The following is a 19,657-nucleotide window of genomic DNA, read 5'->3' as shown; positions in this document are numbered from 1 at the left end:
ATGGGTGCGCACGCAGTATGTCAACTCAACTTTTGCTCAGCGATGCAGCGCGGTCTTGGGAAGGCAGCGCCGCCAAAGGGGGTTCCCCCCATGAGCGACTGCCGTGGTTTCCCCCACTCGCGCTTTGCATCAAGAAAGGAATAAAAATTATTATAGAAATTATTGGCATTGATATGTTATAGTAGATAAGGGTTAAAAAAAAGGCTCAGTAGCTCAGTGGTTAGAGCAAGGGACTCATAAGCCCGAGGTCGCAGGTTCAAATCCCGCCTGAGCCATACCTAATTAGATAGTCAACATAAGCTAGTCAACTGGATTGATCAAGAGAACCCTGGTAGTGTTCTCGGATTTCGTTAATCGAAAACAGAGCTTGAAACATTAGCCCAGCTGACTGATAAAGCTCGGCTCCACCTTGCAGCCGGTCAACCAGGGCTATTACCAGCTCTACCTGGTAACCAGCTTCCTTAAGGCGGTCCACGGCTTTCATGGCTGATTGCCCAGTAGTCACCACGTCTTCTAATACCACTACTTTGGCTCCTGTGGGCAAAGAAGGCCCTTCAATGTATGCCCTGGTTCCATGACCTTTTGGCTGTTTGCGGATAATTAGACCAGGGATAGGGCGGTTTTCTATGGCAGAAACAATGCTAACTGCACTGACGATCGGATCTGCCCCTAGAGTTAGGCCAGCAACAGCTTGAGTATCAGCAGGTAGCATTGAGAATAGCAAACCTCCTATTGCCAATGCTCCTTGAGCATGAAGGGTAACCTGTTTACCATTGATGTAATAAGAGCTACGCTGCCCCGACGAAAGCACAAAATCACCCTCTTGGTAAGCCAGTTGACAAAACAAATCCAGCAGAAAAGGTCGCAGGAGAGGTAAATCTTTTGGGGTGGATAGAGCTTGAAATTGGTTGTTCATGAAACTTACTACTAGTAGCGGTTGATTTGGATGATTCGGTATTCTTTCACAGTCAGCCGTCAGCCGTCAGCCGTCAGCCGTCAGCTTTTAGCTCAAGCTGTCTTGATGCAAAGCGCGAGTGGGGGAAACCACGGCAGTCGCTCATGGGGGAAACCCCCTTTGGCGGCGCTGCCTCCCCAAGACCGCGCTGCATCGCTACTTGAGGTGCCGTCAGCTTATTTTATTCAAAAGCTGTTCGGTGTAGCGTGGGCTATGGGCATAAACTGTTCGGTGTAGCGTGGCCACAGGCCCAAAGCTGATAGCTGATAGCTGATAGCTCAATGCTGATCACTGATAGCTGATAGCTGATAGCTGATAGCTGATAGCTTAATGCTTACCTTTGACAGGGTGGGGTAGTTTACCCCTAATATCGGATACTATTGAGGAAAACTACGGGTGATTGCGATGCAAATGCGTTGGGAAAAGCTGTTTAGCATTTTAGTTATAGCAGCCACTGCTAGTCTAGGAGCAGGTGTTGCCATAGCAGAAACTAATTCGGAGGACTTGGAGCTAATTCCTCTAGTAACCTTACCTGAAGCTTTTGAAAACGCTTTTTTTAATGACTCTGGGGACTTTTTCGAAAACAGGAGCATCAAGAGTCAAATCGATACAATTTTTGGTTCTGGATGGCCACCTGCGTTTCCAGAACTGGCACTTGAGCGGGATGCTGAGCGTGTCAGAAATCTTTATCGGGATGTACTAGAGCAGCAAGTTTCCAGTGGCCCTGTTATTCGTACTCTGGATTTACCCAACCCCTACAATACTTCCCTACGGTTGCTAGAGCAATCGAGTGATATACCAATCCAAGTGGAAAACCAAGAATTTTTCTTGGCACCGCAGCCGCTACCACAGCTGCGTAGATGAGTATGGGCAAGATCAGTACGGGCAAGATCAGCATGGGGTGATAGTAGTAGCTGAGTGCAAGTGTTAAATCCAGGGTGCAGGAGTTGAACCTGCCTAGGGCAAATTATGAGTTTGCTGCCTCAACCGCTCGGCCAACCCTGGGTTATTCCTTTCTATTATGGTAGCCTGAATCAGGTTATTGCAACACTACTAACTAGAAATTCCCGATTTATCCGATAATTCACAGAACATAAGATAATCTAGCTGTATAGCAGGACTATAATACAGCACGGAACCAGCGGTAATTCGGAATAACGTTAATCACCCTATGAAATTCAACACAACTGTAGCGCTAACCATAGTTCTACTGACAATGATGTTAGGTGCAGGTGTCGTGAGTGCCTTTTGGGGATTCTCTCTCGGTCACGAAGCCCTCAAAGGAGTTACTCAACCGGATACTAACCCTAAGAAAAAGTTGACAGGAAATAAGGGCTCTTCTTCTGGGAAAGAAGGGGTCTTGATTGTGAGCGAGAAGGATATCTTGGTTAACGTTCACGCGCACATACACAATAAGGGTAAAAATCCTCCCGCTAAGAAAAACAGCCGGACAACTAAGCAAATTAGTTGGTCTAAGCCCGCTCAGAATGAGTCGTCCTCTGGTGTATTGACTAAAGAGGCATCCTTGACTCGGAAAAACCCTAAGCTAAATTTACCGGTTAAAAGTCAGGATAAGGGAGTCACCCTAGCGGTAAATTCAGCCAGTGTGCAGGAGGGTTCTTTAATGTTGGATGTCAGCTTGAAGAATCAGAGTTCTAATCCAGTCAGGTTTCTGTACAGCTTTTTGAATGTTACCGATGATCGCGGTCGTGCCCTAAGTGCAATTACGGAAGGCTTGCCAGGAGAATTACCAGCTAATGGCAAGGAATTTTCTGGAACAGTTAGCATACCGACAGCTTTACTAGAGAACTCCGAGAAGCTTTCCCTGACACTGACCGATTATCCGGATCAAAAACTACAGTTGAAAATGTCTCAGATTCCTGTAGTTAGATAAGGAAGCAGGTCGAGGGAATGCTTATTAAGGATAAAACGTTAAAGTTATGGTAAAAGCATATGTTCATAGGAAACAACGCGCGCCAGTTTCGCCAGCCAGTTTCACCAGCCAGTCTCGCCAGCCAGTTTAAATTCCCTTGACTGGCACTCCTGAACTAGCTCAAGGAAATGCTAGTGATACTAATGAAAACCCCATAATACAACTGATAAGTTTTTGATGGTAAGCGATAACTCGATACCAAGCTGCCCTAGGTCTAGGAAGATACATCACAAGGCAACCGTAACCAGCAAAAAATGAAAATTATTTGCTTTTACCTTTCACCTTTTCTATGGTTGCCAACCTGATGGTTCTTCTAAAAGTGGATGCTTCTATTAGCCTCTCTGAGCGGGAGGTTTTGCTGGGATTGTTATCAGTGCTACTGCTGATAGCGATCAATGCTTTTTTTGTTACGGCTGAGTTTTCCATGGTGGCTGTGCGGCGATCGCGGATTAGCCAATTAGTAGATGCGGGTGACGTGCAAGCAAAGACGGTTCAGGCTTTGCAACAGAGCATTGACCGATTACTATCTACAACTCAGTTAGGGATTACCCTCTCGAGCCTTGCTCTGGGATGGATTGGGGAGACTACCATGGCAACTTTGGTAGCAGCTGGGATAGCCAAGTTACCACTACCGCCAGCTCTAACTCCAGTTATTACCCATTCCCTAGCAATCCTGGTGGCATTTTTCATGATTGCGTATCTACAAATTGTTTTGGGGGAACTTTGCCCCAAATCCCTAGCTTTACTCTACTCAGAACAACTAGCACGGTTTCTAGGGCCACCGAGTCTGGTAATTGCCAGGTTTTTCAATCCTTTTATCCAGATTTTGAATCAATCTACCCGCTGGCTCCTGAGGCTGGTGGGTGTTCAATATTCTGGTCAAGGTTGGTATAGCCGTGTAACACCGGAAGAGTTGCAGCTGATTATTACCACTGAACGGGAGTCTATCGGACTGGAAGCAGAAGAGAGAAAGCTACTGAAAAATGTGTTTGAGTTTGGCGAGGTAACAGCCGCAGAGGTAATGGTTCCCCGCACCAGTCTTGTGGCTATTTCCCATGCAGCAACCTTCGATATCTTGTTAGAGGAAGTTGCTAAGACTAGTCACTCTCGCTATCCTGTGATTGGGGCATCCCTAGATGACATTTGCGGCATTATCGACTTCAAACAATTGGCTAAACCTTTATCTAAAGGGAAGCTAGGACTTCAGACACCGATTAAATCGTGGATTTGTCCAGCTAAGTTTGTCCCAGAAACTACCCCATTGAGTGAATTACTGCCGACGATGCAGCGATCGCATTTGGCAATGGTGATGGTGGTGGATGAGTTTGGAGGTACTGCTGGATTAGTCACCCTCAAGGATTTAATTGCTGAAATTATTGGTGATGAACCTGAATCTGACCTAACCGAGGAGTTGAGTGTACAAATTCTGGACGAGTATACCTTCCTAGTGCAAGCTCAGATCAATATGGAAGAAGTCAACGAACTTTTGGATTTAAACCTACCTGTAATTGATGACTATCACACTTTGGGAGGTTTTTTGCTCGACAAGTTTCAGAAAATTCCTGAACCCGGTGAAACCTTAAATTATAACAATCTAGAATTGACCGTTGTGTCTGCTTCTGGAGCGCGCCTAAACCAAATTCGCATACGCCGCCAGCAGCCACAAGGCCAGAAGTCTGTACATGTTTCCGATTCTGAACAAATGCCGATAATTCCCAGCAAGGATGATGTTTCCTTTGACAATGGAGGGCTATAGTTTTGCTCAACTTTAGTTGATTAGTGCTGGAAAAACCAATAGAAAAGAATGGCGCGAGGAGATCAAATTTACGTATTCCAAAAGTTTCTTAACTTTGAAGGGGTTTACCAACATCATGGTATTGACTGTGGAGACGGTAGTGTGATCCACTACCGCAAAAATACTGAAACAATTGAACGTACTTCTATGGCTACCTTTGCTCTAGGTGAAACAAAAATTTATGTCAGGCAGTACTCAGTTTGTTTAATTCCAGATGTCGTGATTCGTCGGGCAGAAAGTCGATTAGGGGAAAGGCAATATAACCTAATTTTTAATAACTGTGAACACTTTGCTAATTGGTGCAAAACTGGCAAAAGTGAGAGCCAGCAAGTCAAGGATTTTATTCCGGTAATTAGTAATACGAATATCGAAGGTTTGTACGAAGCTATAAAACAAGCACTTCAGGGAGCAAAGCAAGACGATACAACTCAGTTACTTAATCAAGCATTAGCTGATCTCAGGGTGGTTTGGGATGAGATTCAACCTAAGTATAAACAGGAACTTAAAGAAATCAATGTCTGGCAGCAAGTGGCAATTCAAGCTCTTAAAAACAATAGAGAAGACTTAGCCCGTGCGGCTTTGATTCGGAAGCGGAACTATGAGAAAAGCGCGACGGAAAAGAAAGCTAAACTAGACCAGTTAGCGAAGATGACAGAAACCTTGATTCGTAACCGTGTGAACTGGCAACAAACCTAGTGGGTTAATCAAGTAATCAGAAAACGACTTTGAGCGGTCAGCTATCAGCAACCATAACTTATGGGGTCGGTTTAATTTTATTACCCCTACTCCCTAAAATCTAGGACGAGGTACTTTAACCAATTCAGAACTGCTATATATTCTTAGTATAGTTGTAAAGATCCAAAAAACTGAATGGAACGTGGTTTACTATGGTTACCTCTGCTAGCAGCATTTTGCTGGCTGGCTTGGTCAGGTTGGAACGAATACCAAAAGATTGAAGCTTATCGCCGCTGGGCTGAACAGTTTGAACGGGCAAAGTATGATATCTATGCCGTGCTTGGTCAGAACGGCAGTGACCTGACTTGGGGTAAACCCACTAGAAAGGAACCAGTAAATCTAGAAACCTTTTCCCTCAAAGACGTTAAATCAATCAACTTGCTAGTTGATAATCAAGTGGTTGACTTAGAGCAACCACCGGATAAAGGTCGTGCGATCGCATTAGAATTTCAATTCCTCAAACCCATAGATCCAGTCAAAGTTCCCTTTACAGAAATTCCTTTGGCAGTGGAGTGGGGAAAATATCTGCTATCGAAATCTGACATAACATGGTAAAAACCGTATTAAAGTTTCATTCCTGCTTCTTTCCAGTTACCTGGTTTTTCATAGGGTGTCGGCACTTCCTACTCCACAGGCTCAAACCGAATAGCCTTCGGCGAGATGTTTTAAGTTGAGGCTGGCGTTGTAATCACGATCTTGCACTTGGCCGCAAGCTTGACAATCAAAAATCCTTTCTTTTAGAGGCATTTCCTGGATATGCCCACACTTTGAACAGGTTTTAGATGATGGATAAAACCTGTCTGCGAAGACCAATTGAGATCCGTACCAATCAGCTTTATACTCAGCTTGGCGACGAATCTCATACAAAGCAGAATCAGCAACAGCACCCGCTAATTTATGATTTTTCATCATTCCGGAAACCTTCAGATCTTCTAACCCGATGACTGCGTGGTTTTTGCATAGCCAAGAGGTTAACTTATGAATTGCATCTTTCCGGATATTAGAGATATGTTGATGTACCTTAGCTAGTTTCAACTTGGTTTTATTTCTGTTAGCTGAACCGATTTGTCTTCTACAGAGTTCTCGTTGAAGTCTGGCTAACTTTTTCTTAGCCTTTTTGTAGGCTCTGGGGTTCTCAAATACAGTACCGTCTGAGCAGGTTGCTAACACTTTGACACCGACATCAACACCCAGAAAATCTCTAGATTTAACAGTTGGTTCAGGTTCAAACTCGTAGGCTACAGATATATACCAAGAGTCAGCTACTCGACTTATAGTAACTCGCTTAGTTTTGATTTCAGGTAACGGCTCATAAGTGCTAACCCATCCCATAAAGGGGAGCTTTAACCTTATACCTGAAAACTCCATGACTTGACCGCTGTTATCGATAGTAAAGCTATCATTTTTACCTTTTTTCTTGAACCTAGGATGTTTGGCTTTACCTTGAAAAAATCTGTTAAACGCCTCCCCTAAGTGCATAAAAGCGAATTGGTACACCTTAGAGGATAAGTTTTTCATCCAGGGATACTGAGGTTTGACATGATTGGTGTAGAACTTTTTCAGCTTATTTGCCGATGGTTTTAGTCCGGCTTTGTATGCTTCATTCCACAAGTTTAACGCCCAATTCCATACCCACCTTGAATAACCGGCGTGTTGAGCCATCAAAGTTCTCTGCTTATTATTAAGTTTTAACTTCGTTTTAAAGGCTCGCTGCATAGCTCGGGAGCGTTATTGATTTGAGTAAGGTACTTTCTCAGTCCATATAATCCACTGGAAAAACCATGAGGTGCGCTCTTACCATTAATAATTAAATTTGCCACGGGTCGCACCTGTAGTATGGCCAGGATATCTTCTACCATTTATTCTGGTGGTGAAAGCTCTTTTTCCTTAATAACGATCAGCTCACAATTATTTTGTTCACACAGCCAGTTAAACAAGTCAAAACCAAATCTAGGCAGCCTATCTTTATGGCCAACAACTACTCGACTAACTTTACCTTTAATTATTTGATACAAAAGTTCAAGTAGTTTTTTCCGGTTAAAATTTAATCCTCCGCCAACTTCTTTTATAGTCTTGGCTTCTGGCTTGCAATGTAGCTACTTAAAAGTTTAAGTCTGGTTTTTCAGCATGGCTAGAAACTCGACAATACAGCACAGTTTTTTTTCGTGGTGAGAAGTTTTGAGTATAGGATTCTACGTAATATCTACGCTGACCTGATCGTGTTTTGATAGCTTGGATAATGCTTTGATTTTTCCATCTGGCCAGCGTTCTGACGTTAACACCAAGATACTCAGTAGCTTCTGTGGGCTAATTGAGACTTTGTTACCTCACCTGTTGTTGACAGCGTACTTATCTTACCGCGTTGTGCCGTAAATTGTCAACTAAGTTATTCTCCATTCATTAACTATAGCGCTGGGTAAAGGGAATAGGGAATAGGGAACTTAGGATCTCCAAATTGGGTAGCACGATCTGCCATTAATCCCAGGTTACCGTTACAGGTTAGACCTGGGGCTTGTAGTCAGTTAAGCTAAAAAACGCACCAATTGCTCTAACTTCAACCAAGGGTCACCGCTAGCCATAACATCCTTGGCCAGAGCAATCCCTGCTGTATGGTCTTCGAGTGGTATAACACCGGCGACTTGAAGGGCTAATGAGGCATTTAACGCCACCACATCCTGCTGGGCTGGTGTTCCTTTACCTTGCAAAACATTCCGTAAAATTGCCCCATTTTCCGCTACATCACCACCTCGGAGGGACTCAGTCGGGGCAGGAGTTAAACCCAGATGTTCCGGATTCAGACTCAAAAGTCGCACTTCACCCCCCGATAGCAGTGCCAAGTCAGTTTCATCTGCTAATCCCGCCTCATCTAATTTTTCCCTGCCATGGAGAACTATTGCATTGGGAGTACCCATCAAACACAAGGATTGCGCTACAGTCTCTACAAAGTTGGGAGCATAGACACCGATTACCTGACCGGTAGGACGCAGGGGATTGACTAATGGTCCTAACAAGTTAAACACTGTCCGTACTTTTAGGGTTTGCCGTAATGGTGCCACTGCTTTCATAGCTGGATGCCAACCCCGAGCAAACAGAAAGGTTACCCCTACCTCATCCAGGGCTGCCTGAATCTTGTCCGGTGCTGCTGATAAATTTACTCCTAGGGCTTCGAGCACATCAGCGGAACCTACCTTACTAGAAGCAGAACGATTACCATGCTTAGCCACCAGCACTCCAGCTGCTGCCACTACAAAGGCTACTGCGGTAGAGATATTAAAGGTAGACGCGCCATCCCCACCGGTACCACAGGTATCAATAACCGGTTGGTTGTGTTCAATGGTTGTCTTCTGCAAAGACTGGGATTGTAGCACCTGAGCCATCCCTGCCAATTCGGTAGCCGATACCCCTTTACCCTGGATAGCTGCTAAAAGTGCCCCAGATAAGACGGTCGGAATTTCTTCATTCAACCATCCCTGCATCAGTTGTGATGCCTGGTCACTGGATAACGATTGCCCATCCAACAACTGTTGCAACAAACTGGGCCAGTTAGAAGAGGTTTGAACCATTATTATAGAAGCAGAGTATTTTTTCTAGAAATGCGATCGCATTAACTATTCAATCACTATTTCCGAATTTCCGATCAATCTCTCACTAACAACGCTACAGCATAAGCGGCAATTCCCTCTTCACGTCCCACCGGACCCAACTTTTCATTAGTGGTGGCCTTAATGCCAATTTGGTCAGGCTTCAGGTCTAGGACTACACTTAAGCGATCGCGCATGCTCTTAATATGAGGCTTAAGCTTAGGACGCTCCGCCACTACTACAGAATCAATATTGCCAATCCCCCAGCCATGGGATTGGATCAACTGATTCACCTGATCCAACAATACCAAACTATCCGCACCCGCCCATTTTTCGTCAGTTGGGGGGAAATAATGACCAATATCGCCCAAACTCAAGGCTCCCAGCATGGCGTCCATGATGGCGTGAGTCAGGACATCGGCATCACTGTGACCGAGTAATCCCAATTCATGAGGAATGTCTACACCTCCGATAATCAGACGGCGACCTTTGCCCAATTGATGGATATCGTAACCGTTGCCAATCCGAATAGTCATTTTTACTACTGAATCCCACGTTAACAGAGCAAGCGATTGAATTTTACCTGAAATTAGTGAGAATATACTGAGGTTTTTGGTCTGGTTTACCTATATCTTTTTGTACTCTTAATATTAAGTTTTATTTCGATATCGAAAATTACTGGAACCTACAGTGTATTTACGGATATCTAGAGAACAAATATCCCAAATATATTACGAGGTTCAACAATGAAAAAAATCGGTTCTACTACTCTACTCATGTTCGCTACACTCTCGGGACTTCTGTTGTTTCCTTCTGAAGTGAAAGCGGATGAGCTCAGATACTGTTACAGTGTCCCTCGTTACTACGTTGAGCAGGATGCAGCTAACCATCGTGAAGCTTACGATGATGGTTATCAGGAGGGGCGACGTGATGCCAGGAGGGGTATAGCTTATGAAGAGCGCACCGCAGGGGGCGAGTTTGGCCGTGGCTATCGTCATGGATATTACGGTCGCCGCTACAGAGGTCAACGGCGTCGGGTTCCAGACCGCCGTAAGTACTACAACACCAGGGAGTGTCGTACCTACAACTATAACGAGAAGGAGAATATGAAAGATGTTTTGGGCAGGATTTTGCAGCAATTTGAAAGGGATCTGCGTTGGGATATGAACTGGAACAACAATCCTCAACGGTACGAGGAAAGCTACGAGGAGCGAAGCCGAGACAGAAACTCTCAAATCTATGGATATCCAAGATAGTTGTGGCTCTCTAGCATATGACTATGGTGCTGCTACTACCTTATGAAAGCTTTGGGGAGTTGGTAGTGGTACACAATTGGTGATTTTAGCTTCCGTTACCTTTACCAGACCGTAGCCAAACCACTAGATCTTTACCACTACCGCTTAGTTTAATGGCCGCAAACGTTAATTATAGGGGTCACCCTCAGGCAAACAGAGGGAAATACGCTTCTGCTTGATGCGCTCTTCTTCCAGACAGAGGTCTTCAATTTCCTTAACAACTTCTTCGGAGATGTCGATGGCTTTAGCCATCTTGCGGATGGTTGCCTTTTCCCCTTCCGCATATTCTGCATCCGAAGCAGCCGCCTTGATGGCAATGTAAATTATTGCTCTACGACCCTTGCTGGTGACTGGGGTACTGGTCACGACTTCCGAGATGTCTTGGTTGGCGGGATAGGTTTCTAGCTCCTTCAATAAGGATTCTGATGCTCCAGCGGTTGCTCCCCGTCCAATCACCCACTTTCTCTCCGCTTCTGAGAGTTCTCCATCGCCATTTGCAGCAATAAGAAGGGACTTTAGCATGGTCTCGAGCTGTATAGAGTTGGATAGCTCTTCGACTTGAGCCATTTTATCGAGATCCCAGCCCCAAATTTCCTTCAAATACCACTTGGCTATGGTTGCCCGTATCGGATCCATATCTGTTGTAGCTGTTGTCATTTTATTCTCCTGAATTTTCGTTTAAAGACTTAACAGATTCTAGATATCTAGAATCTGTCTTTACTTTCTGTCTACCTACACTTAGGGGGTAGAACAGTTGCTAAGTTTAGCAGACTTAGGACTTAGTAAGTTTAGGGGGTTTTACCCCCTCTCCACCCAAATCTGGGGGGTAATTCTCAGAAATTACCCCTAGTTTCTGGGATTTAGGGGGCAATGGTGAAGTCCTGAGAATTTAAGTAAATTGGGCTCAGGTTTGAAAATCTAATAAAAAAATTATTTTGTCAAGGATTAATTTATAAATATTTACAAACCTCTCATTTTTTGGCTATTTTTAGTTTAAACATTGTAGTCAATTATTGATATGCCAGGATAATTTTCGAGGGTATTGTGTGTTCGAGTTGGCGTACGGCAAGGGTTCCGGCGACAGAGCCAAAGCACAATTTAATTAGCATTTCATTAGCGATCGCCAACGGTCAAAAATATCAAACCCTAGAGCAGCCAAGTAATTTGAGGGATAGTAACAATTTTTTACGAGCAGCTTGACAAATTGCACCTAACCTGAAATTGTTTCAAAGGAATTAGCTTCAGTTGCAAAGTCACCCATTAGACTCCAACTGATTGGAAATACTAAACTCCCCAAAGATGACAGCCTTTACGATTAGTATCTTTACATCCCCTGTTGCTCAAAAAATATAGTTTTTTCATTGTGTTTACAGGCTTGTAAGTGCTGTTTGATAATTCTATATTGAATACTATTTCTGTTTACAATCTCTAGATTAGTATTCTAGATTAATAGAACTATCATTCGTGAATTAATTGCGCTTTGACTAATTTCAGGAAATTGCGATTGGCCGTAGGCCACGCTACGCGATCGCTAAAAATCGGCAATAACTACTTTTAGGCTAACTTTAATACACAACTGCGGCGAAGTCTACTCGTCAGAGATTTGATCAGCAGAACGTGGTTTAAGCAGAAAGATTTCTATGCCATCAATGGGTTTCTCTCGGGTTTCAATCTGAAATTGCTCTTTAACAACTGACCGAAATAGTTTCGACGACTTGACGTAAACTAGCCATAAACGAGATTGGGTTGAGGGCAAACTGCTAACCCAATCTTCTATCGCTTGCTGATCGTTTTTTCTAACCGATCGCGGGAGTACATCCTTAATCTCAATAGTCCCAGAGCCATAATAGTAATGATTCAATGCCACAGGTATTCTCTGACCAATCGACCAAACAATCACATCACCCGGTTGTTCTTTGGTCGCAATGGTTTCCACTAAACCACGCCAATTTTCTCGATCGAGCACGGTATAGTAACGCTTTAGCCCACCACCAACAGCAATGGCATAGATCAGCGCTATCACCAAGGCACCAATCCGCCATCGATGCCAAATTCCGATCCCAGCGGCTGCTAAAAGAATAAATAGGTATGGGGCTGCTAACAATAGGTAACGATTGACCCAAAGAGAACGAGAGACTTGGGACACTGAAAAGAACAGAACTAAGGGTAAAAACGCCCAAGCCGCAATCCAACCAAGCTTAGCTGAGCGTGGTTTGTTGAATAGCACAACACCCAGCAAGCAGGTCAACATGACAGAGTAGGCATTGTAAAACCAGTAGATCGCATTAGAATTGGCTCGACCAAAGGGCCAAGCTGTAAAGCGACCTGGCTGCATGATCACATCCAGTACACCAGGACTAGTGCGTCCACCGAGATCAGGAACTGATGTACCAGGTACTTTTACACCTCCCATAAATTTGGCGCTCTTAGTTACTAGGGGAAACACCCATGGCAACCATAAAATACCAATCAGTAACAGTCCGACCCCGAAACGGAACAAAACACGTGGTTGATTGCGATACTTCCAGCCAAACACAACTATGTCTGGGAGCAGCAGCGCTACGTTAAGGGGTGTGGTGATAATTGCCAAGAATCGCAGAGCAGCCCATCCCAATAGTAAGGGAGTAGTTGGACGTTCTAGGGCGTGGGTTAAGATCAGTGTGCCAGCAACACCAAAGAATGTACTCGGTGCGTACATCCGGACTTCTTGGGCATGATGGATAAACAGGGGTGAGAGGGCAACAATTAGGGCAGCAATTAAGCCAGTGGACTCTCCGATTAAGCGCCGACCAAGCCGATAGGTAATAAAAACAGTACCAATACTAAACACAACGCACAATCCCCGCAGCCAAGTATCACTACTGCTAACTATCATCCAGACCCGTAAAAAGATCTGATAGAGGGGGCGTGTACTATTAAAGACTTGCTCTAGGTGCTTGGCACGATGAATACTAATGAGTTCATCAACCCATAGGCTTTCTGTACCAAGTTGATAGACATATAATCCAGTGGCTAATAGTAAGATTAAGGTAATGGGAATCCATTGTTTGAACCAATTTCCTCGCTCTAGGAGCGCTGCTGTTTTGTGGTTGTTGGCGTTCATGCTACCTAAATAATCAGGGTGCATCTCATATTTGTAAAAAAGTTGGGTAGGGTGCGTTAGGGGAGCCTCATTTTCCGCCTCGTAGCCAGGGTTATGTTGCTGCCCGTAACGCACCACGGTGTCAAACAGCAAAAATGAGATGCACCCAATAATCAAAGCCCTAAAGCTTAGACCGATGTAGATTTGTTTTTGATATCAGTAGGATTTTGATAATCAGTATAATTGCGATAATTGGGTATAACCAAAAATAGATGCATTAAATCATTTTGTCTATAAAAGTTCTCGTTAGTAAATTCTGCGTGTGTTTCCAGGTTAAAATTTTCTTTGAAAACAGTGCGAAACTTTTCTTCGTCAAAACCTGTGCCGCAAACTAGCCACAACCGCGAGGGAATAGGTGGCAAGTTATTTAGTGCTTCCTCTACGTCAGGCTTTTTGACTCGATCAGAAGGACAAAGTTTCTTGAGGGAATAGATCGGGGCATCTCCACTATAGTAATGACTCAGCGCTGAGGTCATTTTTGGCGAACCTATGGATAAAACGATGGTATCACCAGGCTTTTCATTCATGCTAATTGTTTGCGCTACACTTCGCCAATCTTGGCGATCCTGCACGGTGTAATAGCGTAGTAGTCCAGTGCTAACGGTAATAGTATAGATAATTGCTACTGCGATCGCAAAACTCCGTTTCCAACGCCACAATCCCATCAAGCCAGCGGCCAGAATAATCAAAATGTATGGCGATAAAAACAGTATGTAACGGTCTATCCATAATCGCTTAGAAACTAAAAAAATCATCCCTGAAGGTATAAACGCCCAAGCAGCAATCCAACAGAGGCGTGGTTTATGGTTTTTGTGGATGATGGCAATACCGACCAAGCCAGCTAATAGTAGACTGTAGGATTGATAAAACAAGCTACTCACCTTCGATGTGGAAGGAAACGGAAAGGCAGTAAAGTTCTTTAACTTGCGTAAAACATCCACAAAACTGGGAAATGTGTGTCGAGTAGCCGATGGATCAATTTTGGCGATGAGATTAAGGGCATTGCTTAGGAAGGGAAGGGTTGCAGAAACTAGGGTGAACAAAGAGGGTAACCACAACAGGATCACTAGCAATAGCCATTTGCCGAAAGCTAATAATGTAGCGCGTTGCTTGCGAAACCGAAACCATACTAACCAGATGTCCGCGAAGAGCAGGGTGGCATTGAGTGGTGCAGTTAGGGTTACCAACAGTCGTAGGCTAGCCCACCAAGCCATTGAAGTGGTAGTAGGATTCTCAAGAGCATGCACTAGCGCTAGGGTACCACCTAGACCGAGACAAGTGCCTAGGGTGTACATACGAACCATTTGGGCAAAATTGATGAACAGGGGAGATAGAGCCAAGAGGAGGGCAGCAATCAAGCCCATGGCCTTTCCAGCTACATGACGACCAAGCTGGTAAGTTAGAAATACACTGCCCAATCCAAACAAAACAGACAACCCCCGCAACCAAGCATCGCTGGTGCCAAACTGCATCCATAGCCACAGGAGGATGAAATACACTGGGCGGATTAGACCCAGATCGCCTGGTAAGCGTTTGGCATCATTAACACTGTAGAGTTCATCCACCCACAGGCTCTCTGTGCCGAGTTGATAGAGGTACAACCCAGCCGCCAATAGCAAAATTAAGGCGATGGGAATCGATTGCCAAAGCCAATCTGCTTGGATTGAGGTTTCTGCCGAATTAAGTTTTTCTGCTTTCATGCACCTGACCAAATTTATCTAGAATCACTATTAAGAACCACCGTGATCAGACGAGGGTTCATCATGGCTCGGGAAAGATCATTAATCGCCCGCCATCAACATAGAACCATGAACCTTTTGTCAAAGTAAATTGGGACACACGCTCATATTACTTATGGGTCTTGTTTTAGACATTTATGCAAAAGATCTATAATTCTTTCCATCACCATTACACCTGATCACCCCATTACCCTTACCCTCTATCTTCCCAATGATTTTCTGCGGTCAGTTCTCCCAAACCCATACCATGCAAGTCCTAGCAAGGGTGTAAGTACTACGATTTCCCACAGTATTCCCAAGAAGTTGGGAATACTTAGTATGGTGCGCACCATACCCAATTCTGGATTAAAATAATCAAATCGAGCAAAGATAGTAACCGGTGAAATAAAATACTCTAGGGAAAAAGGCCAGAGTGCCTGGACTCCAAAAGGTGTTGTTGGGTCAGCTACTAGCATATCCAAAAGGATATGGCTGCCATAAACTAGAGCTGCCCAAATCCCCCACTGGAGCCGATTTAAGCTCCAACGTCCCACTAGCCAAGCAACGAAGATGCCAATTACGGCGGCTACTATCAAGCTGTGGGTGGCCTGGCGATGAAAAGCTCCTGGATTTCCCAGCAGCACCAATCCAGGCAGAATGTCTATGTCTGGCAAATTCGTGAGCAATAGTGAACCATACAACAGCCGAGTTTGCTGATGCCAAGCTACATAAGGGCGTGCCAGAACAAATCCACAAATACCGGCTAATGTGTGTCCTACTGGTGATGGCATTTTATTAATTTGAATTGGTAATTTATATTTGGTAATTGGTAATTTATATTTGGTAATTTATATTTTCTATGACTATTGTTTATTGATCACCATTACACCTGATTACCTGATCATCCGATCACCTGATCTGAGTTAATCGCCTTTACTTGCGCAAAGCATACACAATTCCCCCCAGCAGCCCCTGAATGATCACAATTCCGTAAGCCAGCCAAGCAAAGGCTATCGCTTCGGATCTGGCAAAATTGTAACCGTAAGCCGCAAAAAAGAATACAAATGCATTCTCACGGAGACCAATGGCGTTGATCGATACAGGCAAGACCATGATCAAGGAGACTAGGGGAATGATCACAAAGAAACTAAGAAGGGGAACCGGTAAATCCAGTGCCTTGGCAATTAGGTAATAATGAGCGATGACAGTGATTTGCACCATCAGTGACAAGGCCATAGATCTAGCCAAAGCATGTTTGCGGTTGCCAAAGGCTAGGAAAGCTTTAATAATATTAATTAGCTTGTTTTGTATGTGCTTCCAAAAGGGTAGTTGGATCTTGCTAATAACCCTTGAAATCTTCTGAGAGGGTATGAAAATCATTGAGACTACAAGCATAATTCCTGCGCTACCTAGCATCACCCACAGGTTAAGCAATGGTAACTGGGCGATCAATGTCTGAGAAAAAAACAGCGCCCCGAGGCCAAACAGCATTAAACCTAGTAAACCAAGGAAACGATCCAAAAACACAGTGGCTAGTGCCACTGACTTGCTCGTTCCCAACCGCCAGGCATCATAAGCCCTAACAGCATCCCCACCAATAGTGGAGGGCAAAAAATTACTGAAGAAAATGCTGACCATGTAGGACTTATACAAATAAGGGATGGTAGCTTTCACATTGTGAGCCAAAAGCAGTACCCGCCACCGATGAGCTCTGATGTAGTAACTGGCTAAGTAGATCACAAACGCTGCCATTAACAGAGGAACCTTGGCAGAACTCACAGCTAGGAAAATTTCGGGCAGATTTGTCTTGCGCAACGCCCAAGACAGTAGCACTATGGAAACGCCGCATTTAATTATCGTAAGAATAAATTTTTTCCTAGTACCTAACTTTTTTTCCATGGTTTTTTAGTTTATGGACTGTAGTAATTCCAAGTCATCTTACTGCGACGGTAGTGGTTTTGAGTCCATAGCCGTGGGCGATCAAGATTGGGATTGGGTTGGGGGTTGCTGTAAATGTGCAGCTGATTCCCATTGAGAACCATCACCTCTTCCCGCCAATCCCCAGACACATCAGCAACGTAAAGTCTCGCCGCCTGTTCTTTGAACCGATGGAGAAATTCTCCACTCAGGGCATCGAAAATCCCGACGTCTCCTGGTTTATGGCGCTCTTTGACAGCCACTAATTGCCTCGACTCTCCTGTCCAATCAATCGGGAAGATCACCTCTACACCTTTGTCTGTCCATCCCTTGGGAGCAACATCATCCATTTGATAGTTAGCAATCCGTTGACCTTGGGCATCAAATACAAAGGGTTTCTGGTGCTTCTGGTAACGGCTGCGGCACCAAACTTCTAATCCCGGTCGTTGGGGGTCAAAATCACCAATGGCAGCATTTTGTGGTTCTTGATGCTTGTAGTGGGTTTTCCAAATTACGCGATCGCGGTTATAAAGGAAAACCCGATTGCCACCCCCCTCTTCCAGAGCTACCACCTCTAATCCTGGGATGTCTGGACGCACATCAGCCACAAACAGGGAGTCAATATGACCTTTTATGGGAATTCGCACCAGTAGCTCTCCTAATGGTGATATAATTGTCCCGCCCAAAACCTCATCTTTGCCATCTCCGTCGAGATCTGCCACCCGTGCCCCATTGTGGGCATTGGCAAGGAAATCATCTCGGGTCCACAAAGGTTTAAGGTTTTCACCTTTGAGTAGGTTGTCTAGGGAATAGGCTGCTAGATAACGACCCATACGGTATCCTTCAGCATTCGTGGTCTGAAGTAGTAAATCGCGATCGCCTTTGCCCCGGAAATTGGCTACTACTAGGTGCTCCCAACCCTCTGTACCTTCTCGAGATGGGAGTTTTATAGTTTTCTGAGTCTGTCCATTGAACCCTTCAACAATATGGAGGGTATTGTCCTTGGTTAAAAACAGAACTTCTGTCTTTTGATCTCCATCTACATCAGCTGCTTGGACACCTGGTCCATGAGTTCCAGGTAGTCCGTTTTGCTCCGACTTCCCTACCACTTGAATGTTGATCTGCTTTGCCCAGAGCTTTTTTCCAGAATGATCGTGAACTGCAATATAATCTGACTTAGTGATGATAAAATCTTGTTGGCCGTCATCGTTAATATCTGTTGTAATCAGCCCACCAATACGCCTGTCTGGAGCTGGTCCACCTACAGGAATGACTAGGGGTTCAATTTGAGAATAAGCTAAACTATTAGCCTGAGTCCTTGATTTTTCCGTGCTGGACTGACTCACACATCCCAAGTTGATAAAACTGAACAATAAAAATGCTGAAAATAGACCAAAATCCCATCTGTTTTTGCGGGATTGGTATCCTAAACTAGGGTTTTTTATATTCTGTTGATCCATTTTGATAACTCTCCGCAAGCTCTACCTTGCGCCAGCTTCGTACCTGTGCTGGCACACCCATCGCGATCGCGTATGCTGGAATGTCTTTGGTTACTACTGCACCCGCACCGACTATTGCACCTGTACCAATAGTTACCCCATCCAAAACAATCACATGTGCTCCTAGCCAGACATCATCACCGATGTGTACACCACCCTTAGTTGCTAGTGGTTGTTGGACAATTGGGATGTCAGTACGATCAAATTGGTGACTAACACCACCTAAATAGCAACGACCAGCGAAAATGCAGTGCTGACCAATATGGACTTCGGTAGTCGAGTCAATGCGGCACTCTGCACCAATATTGGCATGGGCACTGATAAAAATAGAGCCAGCACGGGTCTTGAGTTGAGCCGAGCGACCAATTTGCACCCCATCACCAATCTCAATGCGCTCATCTTCAAAACCCCTTACGGACAGCACTGCATAGTCATCAAGTACCACATTGCTACCCAGGTGAATACGACCCGGTGCACGCAAGGTGAGGTGATGACCGAAGATTGCATTTTTACCCACACTACCGAATAACTGCGGGTATAAGATGCGCCGCAGCCCTAGCCCAAGAGCACCAGGGAGTTGACCTACCAGCAGCGTCAGCAGTTCATATTGTAGAAGTCGCCTCCAACTACGATCACCTAAGACTAAATCCTGATACTTTTTTATAAACGAGCTTTTACTATCAGCTGAGACAGCGCTGAAGCGAAACTGTTCATGTTTACTAGTCATCACCATTTTCTCCGTATTTGTTCGTCACTTCCATCGGTACTCCCTCACGGATGGGGCTACCATCACTGACGAACGGATAAAGTAGACTACCAATTCCAGCATGGAACAGGGTCTTTGCTCTCAACAGCAATGCCGTTGAAAATGCTAGTGCAGGGGTAGCACCTACCAACCCAAGAGTGAAGCTGTAGGCAAACTCCATCAGACCAATACCTCCAATCGAGATTGGTAAGTTCACGATGGTGTTAAAAAGCATAAAACTGAGATAGGCGATCGCACTAAGACTGGTTCCAATAGTGTTCTGGTGGCACCACTAACTTTAGGAGAGGATGTCACTGTGGCAGCTGGTTCTGTGCTTACCAA

21 protein-coding genes, 2 tRNA genes and 1 pseudogene are annotated in these 19,657 nt (G+C 44.6%); 10 read left to right on the top strand and 14 right to left on the bottom strand.

The genetic code is table 11. From position 1 onward, the window contains the following. Nucleotides 1-17: 17 nt before the first annotated feature. Nucleotides 18-182, top strand: a complete 165-nt coding sequence (locus tag F6J99_RS13755; RefSeq protein WP_293113405.1) for a hypothetical protein — start codon at nucleotides 18-20, stop codon at nucleotides 180-182. A gap of 20 nt (nucleotides 183-202) precedes the next feature. Next, a tRNA-Met gene (locus F6J99_RS13750) sits at nucleotides 203-275 on the top strand. A 29-nt stretch (nucleotides 276-304) separates the two neighbouring features. On the opposite strand, the gene pyrE is transcribed toward F6J99_RS13750, so the two are convergent. Next, nucleotides 305-916 (bottom strand): orotate phosphoribosyltransferase, encoded by a 612-nt coding sequence (gene pyrE, locus F6J99_RS13745; RefSeq protein WP_293113404.1) that lies wholly within the window; start codon nucleotides 914-916, stop codon nucleotides 305-307. A 30-nt stretch (nucleotides 917-946) separates the two neighbouring features. Between pyrE and F6J99_RS13740 the strand changes: the two genes are divergently transcribed. Then, nucleotides 947-1,192, top strand: a complete 246-nt coding sequence (locus F6J99_RS13740; protein WP_293113403.1) for a hypothetical protein — start codon at nucleotides 947-949, stop codon at nucleotides 1,190-1,192. Nucleotides 1,193-1,360: 168 nt separating this feature from the next. After that, a complete protein-coding gene (locus F6J99_RS13735) occupies nucleotides 1,361-1,819 on the top strand; it encodes a hypothetical protein (RefSeq protein ID WP_293113402.1) in 459 nt (152 codons plus the stop codon). Nucleotides 1,820-1,887: 68 nt separating this feature from the next. Here F6J99_RS13735 and F6J99_RS13730 read toward each other — a convergent pair. Further along, nucleotides 1,888-1,960 (bottom strand) — tRNA-Ile (locus tag F6J99_RS13730). 166 nt (nucleotides 1,961-2,126) lie between these two features. Here F6J99_RS13730 and F6J99_RS13725 point away from each other — a divergent pair. The 4 genes from F6J99_RS13725 (at nucleotide 2,127) to F6J99_RS13710 (ending at nucleotide 5,973) form a co-directional block, all read left to right on the top strand. Then, the gene (locus F6J99_RS13725) at nucleotides 2,127-2,849 is read left to right on the top strand and encodes a hypothetical protein (protein WP_070392076.1); all 723 of its coding nucleotides are present in this window, start codon (nucleotides 2,127-2,129) and stop codon (nucleotides 2,847-2,849) included. A 343-nt stretch (nucleotides 2,850-3,192) separates the two neighbouring features. Then, nucleotides 3,193-4,644: a hemolysin family protein gene (locus F6J99_RS13720; RefSeq protein ID WP_293113401.1), complete on the top strand. Its 1,452-nt coding sequence runs from the start codon at nucleotides 3,193-3,195 to the stop codon at nucleotides 4,642-4,644. A gap of 48 nt (nucleotides 4,645-4,692) precedes the next feature. Continuing rightward, nucleotides 4,693-5,379: a lecithin retinol acyltransferase family protein gene (locus tag F6J99_RS13715; RefSeq protein WP_293113400.1), complete on the top strand. Its 687-nt coding sequence runs from the start codon at nucleotides 4,693-4,695 to the stop codon at nucleotides 5,377-5,379. Nucleotides 5,380-5,553: 174 nt separating this feature from the next. Continuing rightward, complete coding sequence (locus tag F6J99_RS13710) at nucleotides 5,554-5,973, top strand: hypothetical protein (RefSeq protein ID WP_293113399.1); 420 nt, start codon at nucleotides 5,554-5,556, stop codon at nucleotides 5,971-5,973. A gap of 81 nt (nucleotides 5,974-6,054) precedes the next feature. Here F6J99_RS13710 and F6J99_RS13705 read toward each other — a convergent pair whose 3' ends face one another. The 4 genes and pseudogenes from F6J99_RS13705 to ispF form a co-directional block, all read right to left on the bottom strand. Next, nucleotides 6,055-7,134 carry an RNA-guided endonuclease TnpB family protein gene (locus F6J99_RS13705; protein ID WP_293113398.1) on the bottom strand — a complete coding sequence of 360 codons (1,080 nt, stop codon included), beginning with the start codon at nucleotides 7,132-7,134 and terminating at the stop codon, nucleotides 6,055-6,057. Continuing rightward, nucleotides 7,107-7,683 (bottom strand): annotated as a pseudogene (locus F6J99_RS13700) (IS607 family transposase). The gene F6J99_RS13705 and the pseudogene F6J99_RS13700 overlap by 28 nt, the downstream one beginning before the upstream one ends. Before the next feature lie 257 nt (nucleotides 7,684-7,940). Further along, entirely contained in the window at nucleotides 7,941-8,981 is a 1,041-nt protein-coding gene (gene trpD, locus F6J99_RS13695; RefSeq protein WP_293113397.1) for an anthranilate phosphoribosyltransferase, read from the bottom strand. 74 nt (nucleotides 8,982-9,055) lie between these two features. After that, nucleotides 9,056-9,535, bottom strand: a complete 480-nt coding sequence (ispF, locus tag F6J99_RS13690) for a 2-C-methyl-D-erythritol 2,4-cyclodiphosphate synthase (RefSeq protein ID WP_293113396.1) — start codon at nucleotides 9,533-9,535, stop codon at nucleotides 9,056-9,058. A 210-nt stretch (nucleotides 9,536-9,745) separates the two neighbouring features. Here ispF and F6J99_RS13685 point away from each other — a divergent pair, with 210 nt between their 5' ends. Next, nucleotides 9,746-10,255 (top strand): hypothetical protein, encoded by a 510-nt coding sequence (locus F6J99_RS13685; protein ID WP_293113395.1) that lies wholly within the window; start codon nucleotides 9,746-9,748, stop codon nucleotides 10,253-10,255. A gap of 165 nt (nucleotides 10,256-10,420) precedes the next feature. Here F6J99_RS13685 and F6J99_RS13680 read toward each other — a convergent pair whose 3' ends face one another. From F6J99_RS13680 to F6J99_RS13645, 8 genes are all read right to left on the bottom strand, one after another. Then, entirely contained in the window at nucleotides 10,421-10,951 is a 531-nt protein-coding gene (locus F6J99_RS13680; protein WP_070392070.1) for a DUF533 domain-containing protein, read from the bottom strand. 931 nt (nucleotides 10,952-11,882) lie between these two features. Continuing rightward, complete coding sequence (locus F6J99_RS13675) at nucleotides 11,883-13,529, bottom strand: glycosyltransferase family 39 protein (RefSeq protein ID WP_293113394.1); 1,647 nt, start codon at nucleotides 13,527-13,529, stop codon at nucleotides 11,883-11,885. 35 nt (nucleotides 13,530-13,564) lie between these two features. After that, complete coding sequence (locus tag F6J99_RS13670; RefSeq protein WP_293113393.1) at nucleotides 13,565-15,136, bottom strand: glycosyltransferase family 39 protein; 1,572 nt, start codon at nucleotides 15,134-15,136, stop codon at nucleotides 13,565-13,567. Nucleotides 15,137-15,375: 239 nt separating this feature from the next. Continuing rightward, nucleotides 15,376-15,945: a metal-dependent hydrolase gene (locus F6J99_RS13665; RefSeq protein ID WP_293113392.1), complete on the bottom strand. Its 570-nt coding sequence runs from the start codon at nucleotides 15,943-15,945 to the stop codon at nucleotides 15,376-15,378. 142 nt (nucleotides 15,946-16,087) lie between these two features. Further along, nucleotides 16,088-17,053 carry a lysylphosphatidylglycerol synthase transmembrane domain-containing protein gene (locus F6J99_RS13660; protein WP_293113391.1) on the bottom strand — a complete coding sequence of 322 codons (966 nt, stop codon included), beginning with the start codon at nucleotides 17,051-17,053 and terminating at the stop codon, nucleotides 16,088-16,090. Nucleotides 17,054-17,064: 11 nt separating this feature from the next. Beyond that, entirely contained in the window at nucleotides 17,065-18,417 is a 1,353-nt protein-coding gene (locus F6J99_RS13655) for a hypothetical protein (protein WP_293113390.1), read from the bottom strand. Nucleotides 18,418-18,502: 85 nt separating this feature from the next. Then, on the bottom strand, nucleotides 18,503-19,297 hold the full coding sequence (locus tag F6J99_RS13650; protein WP_293113389.1) for an acyltransferase: 795 nt from the start codon (nucleotides 19,295-19,297) through the stop codon (nucleotides 18,503-18,505). Continuing rightward, nucleotides 19,290-19,550 carry a hypothetical protein gene (locus F6J99_RS13645; protein WP_293113388.1) on the bottom strand — a complete coding sequence of 87 codons (261 nt, stop codon included), beginning with the start codon at nucleotides 19,548-19,550 and terminating at the stop codon, nucleotides 19,290-19,292. Before F6J99_RS13645 ends, F6J99_RS13650 begins: the two co-directional genes overlap by 8 nt. Before the next feature lie 48 nt (nucleotides 19,551-19,598). Between F6J99_RS13645 and F6J99_RS13640 the strand changes: the two genes are divergently transcribed. Continuing rightward, nucleotides 19,599-19,657, top strand: a 59-nt coding sequence (locus F6J99_RS13640) for a hypothetical protein (RefSeq protein WP_293113412.1), incomplete at its 3' end; no start/stop codon positions are given.

The organism is Moorena sp. SIO4G3 (genome assembly GCF_010692305.1).
Lineage (GTDB): Bacteria > Cyanobacteriota > Cyanobacteriia > Cyanobacteriales > Coleofasciculaceae > Moorena > Moorena producens_A.
This window is presented reverse-complemented; position numbering and strand designations above follow the sequence as displayed.

Coding starts and splice junctions, on each gene's coding strand:
- F6J99_RS13650 (WP_293113389.1), bottom strand. CDS start 19,297: ATGACTAGTAAACATGAACAGTTTCGCTTCAGCGCTGTCTCAGCTGAT.
- F6J99_RS13755 (WP_293113405.1), top strand. CDS start 18: ATGTCAACTCAACTTTTGCTCAGCGATGCAGCGCGGTCTTGGGAAGGC.
- F6J99_RS13705 (WP_293113398.1), bottom strand. CDS start 7,134: ATGCAGCGAGCCTTTAAAACGAAGTTAAAACTTAATAATAAGCAGAGA.
- F6J99_RS13680 (WP_070392070.1), bottom strand. CDS start 10,951: ATGACAACAGCTACAACAGATATGGATCCGATACGGGCAACCATAGCC.
- ispF (WP_293113396.1), bottom strand. CDS start 9,535: ATGACTATTCGGATTGGCAACGGTTACGATATCCATCAATTGGGCAAA.
- F6J99_RS13685 (WP_293113395.1), top strand. CDS start 9,746: ATGAAAAAAATCGGTTCTACTACTCTACTCATGTTCGCTACACTCTCG.
- F6J99_RS13725 (WP_070392076.1), top strand. CDS start 2,127: ATGAAATTCAACACAACTGTAGCGCTAACCATAGTTCTACTGACAATG.
- F6J99_RS13740 (WP_293113403.1), top strand. CDS start 947: ATGATTCGGTATTCTTTCACAGTCAGCCGTCAGCCGTCAGCCGTCAGC.
- pyrE (WP_293113404.1), bottom strand. CDS start 916: ATGAACAACCAATTTCAAGCTCTATCCACCCCAAAAGATTTACCTCTC.
- F6J99_RS13670 (WP_293113393.1), bottom strand. CDS start 15,136: ATGAAAGCAGAAAAACTTAATTCGGCAGAAACCTCAATCCAAGCAGAT.
- F6J99_RS13715 (WP_293113400.1), top strand. CDS start 4,693: ATGGCGCGAGGAGATCAAATTTACGTATTCCAAAAGTTTCTTAACTTT.
- F6J99_RS13645 (WP_293113388.1), bottom strand. CDS start 19,550: ATGCTTTTTAACACCATCGTGAACTTACCAATCTCGATTGGAGGTATT.
- F6J99_RS13720 (WP_293113401.1), top strand. CDS start 3,193: ATGGTTCTTCTAAAAGTGGATGCTTCTATTAGCCTCTCTGAGCGGGAG.
- trpD (WP_293113397.1), bottom strand. CDS start 8,981: ATGGTTCAAACCTCTTCTAACTGGCCCAGTTTGTTGCAACAGTTGTTG.
- F6J99_RS13735 (WP_293113402.1), top strand. CDS start 1,361: ATGCAAATGCGTTGGGAAAAGCTGTTTAGCATTTTAGTTATAGCAGCC.
- F6J99_RS13665 (WP_293113392.1), bottom strand. CDS start 15,945: ATGCCATCACCAGTAGGACACACATTAGCCGGTATTTGTGGATTTGTT.
- F6J99_RS13710 (WP_293113399.1), top strand. CDS start 5,554: ATGGAACGTGGTTTACTATGGTTACCTCTGCTAGCAGCATTTTGCTGG.
- F6J99_RS13660 (WP_293113391.1), bottom strand. CDS start 17,053: ATGGAAAAAAAGTTAGGTACTAGGAAAAAATTTATTCTTACGATAATT.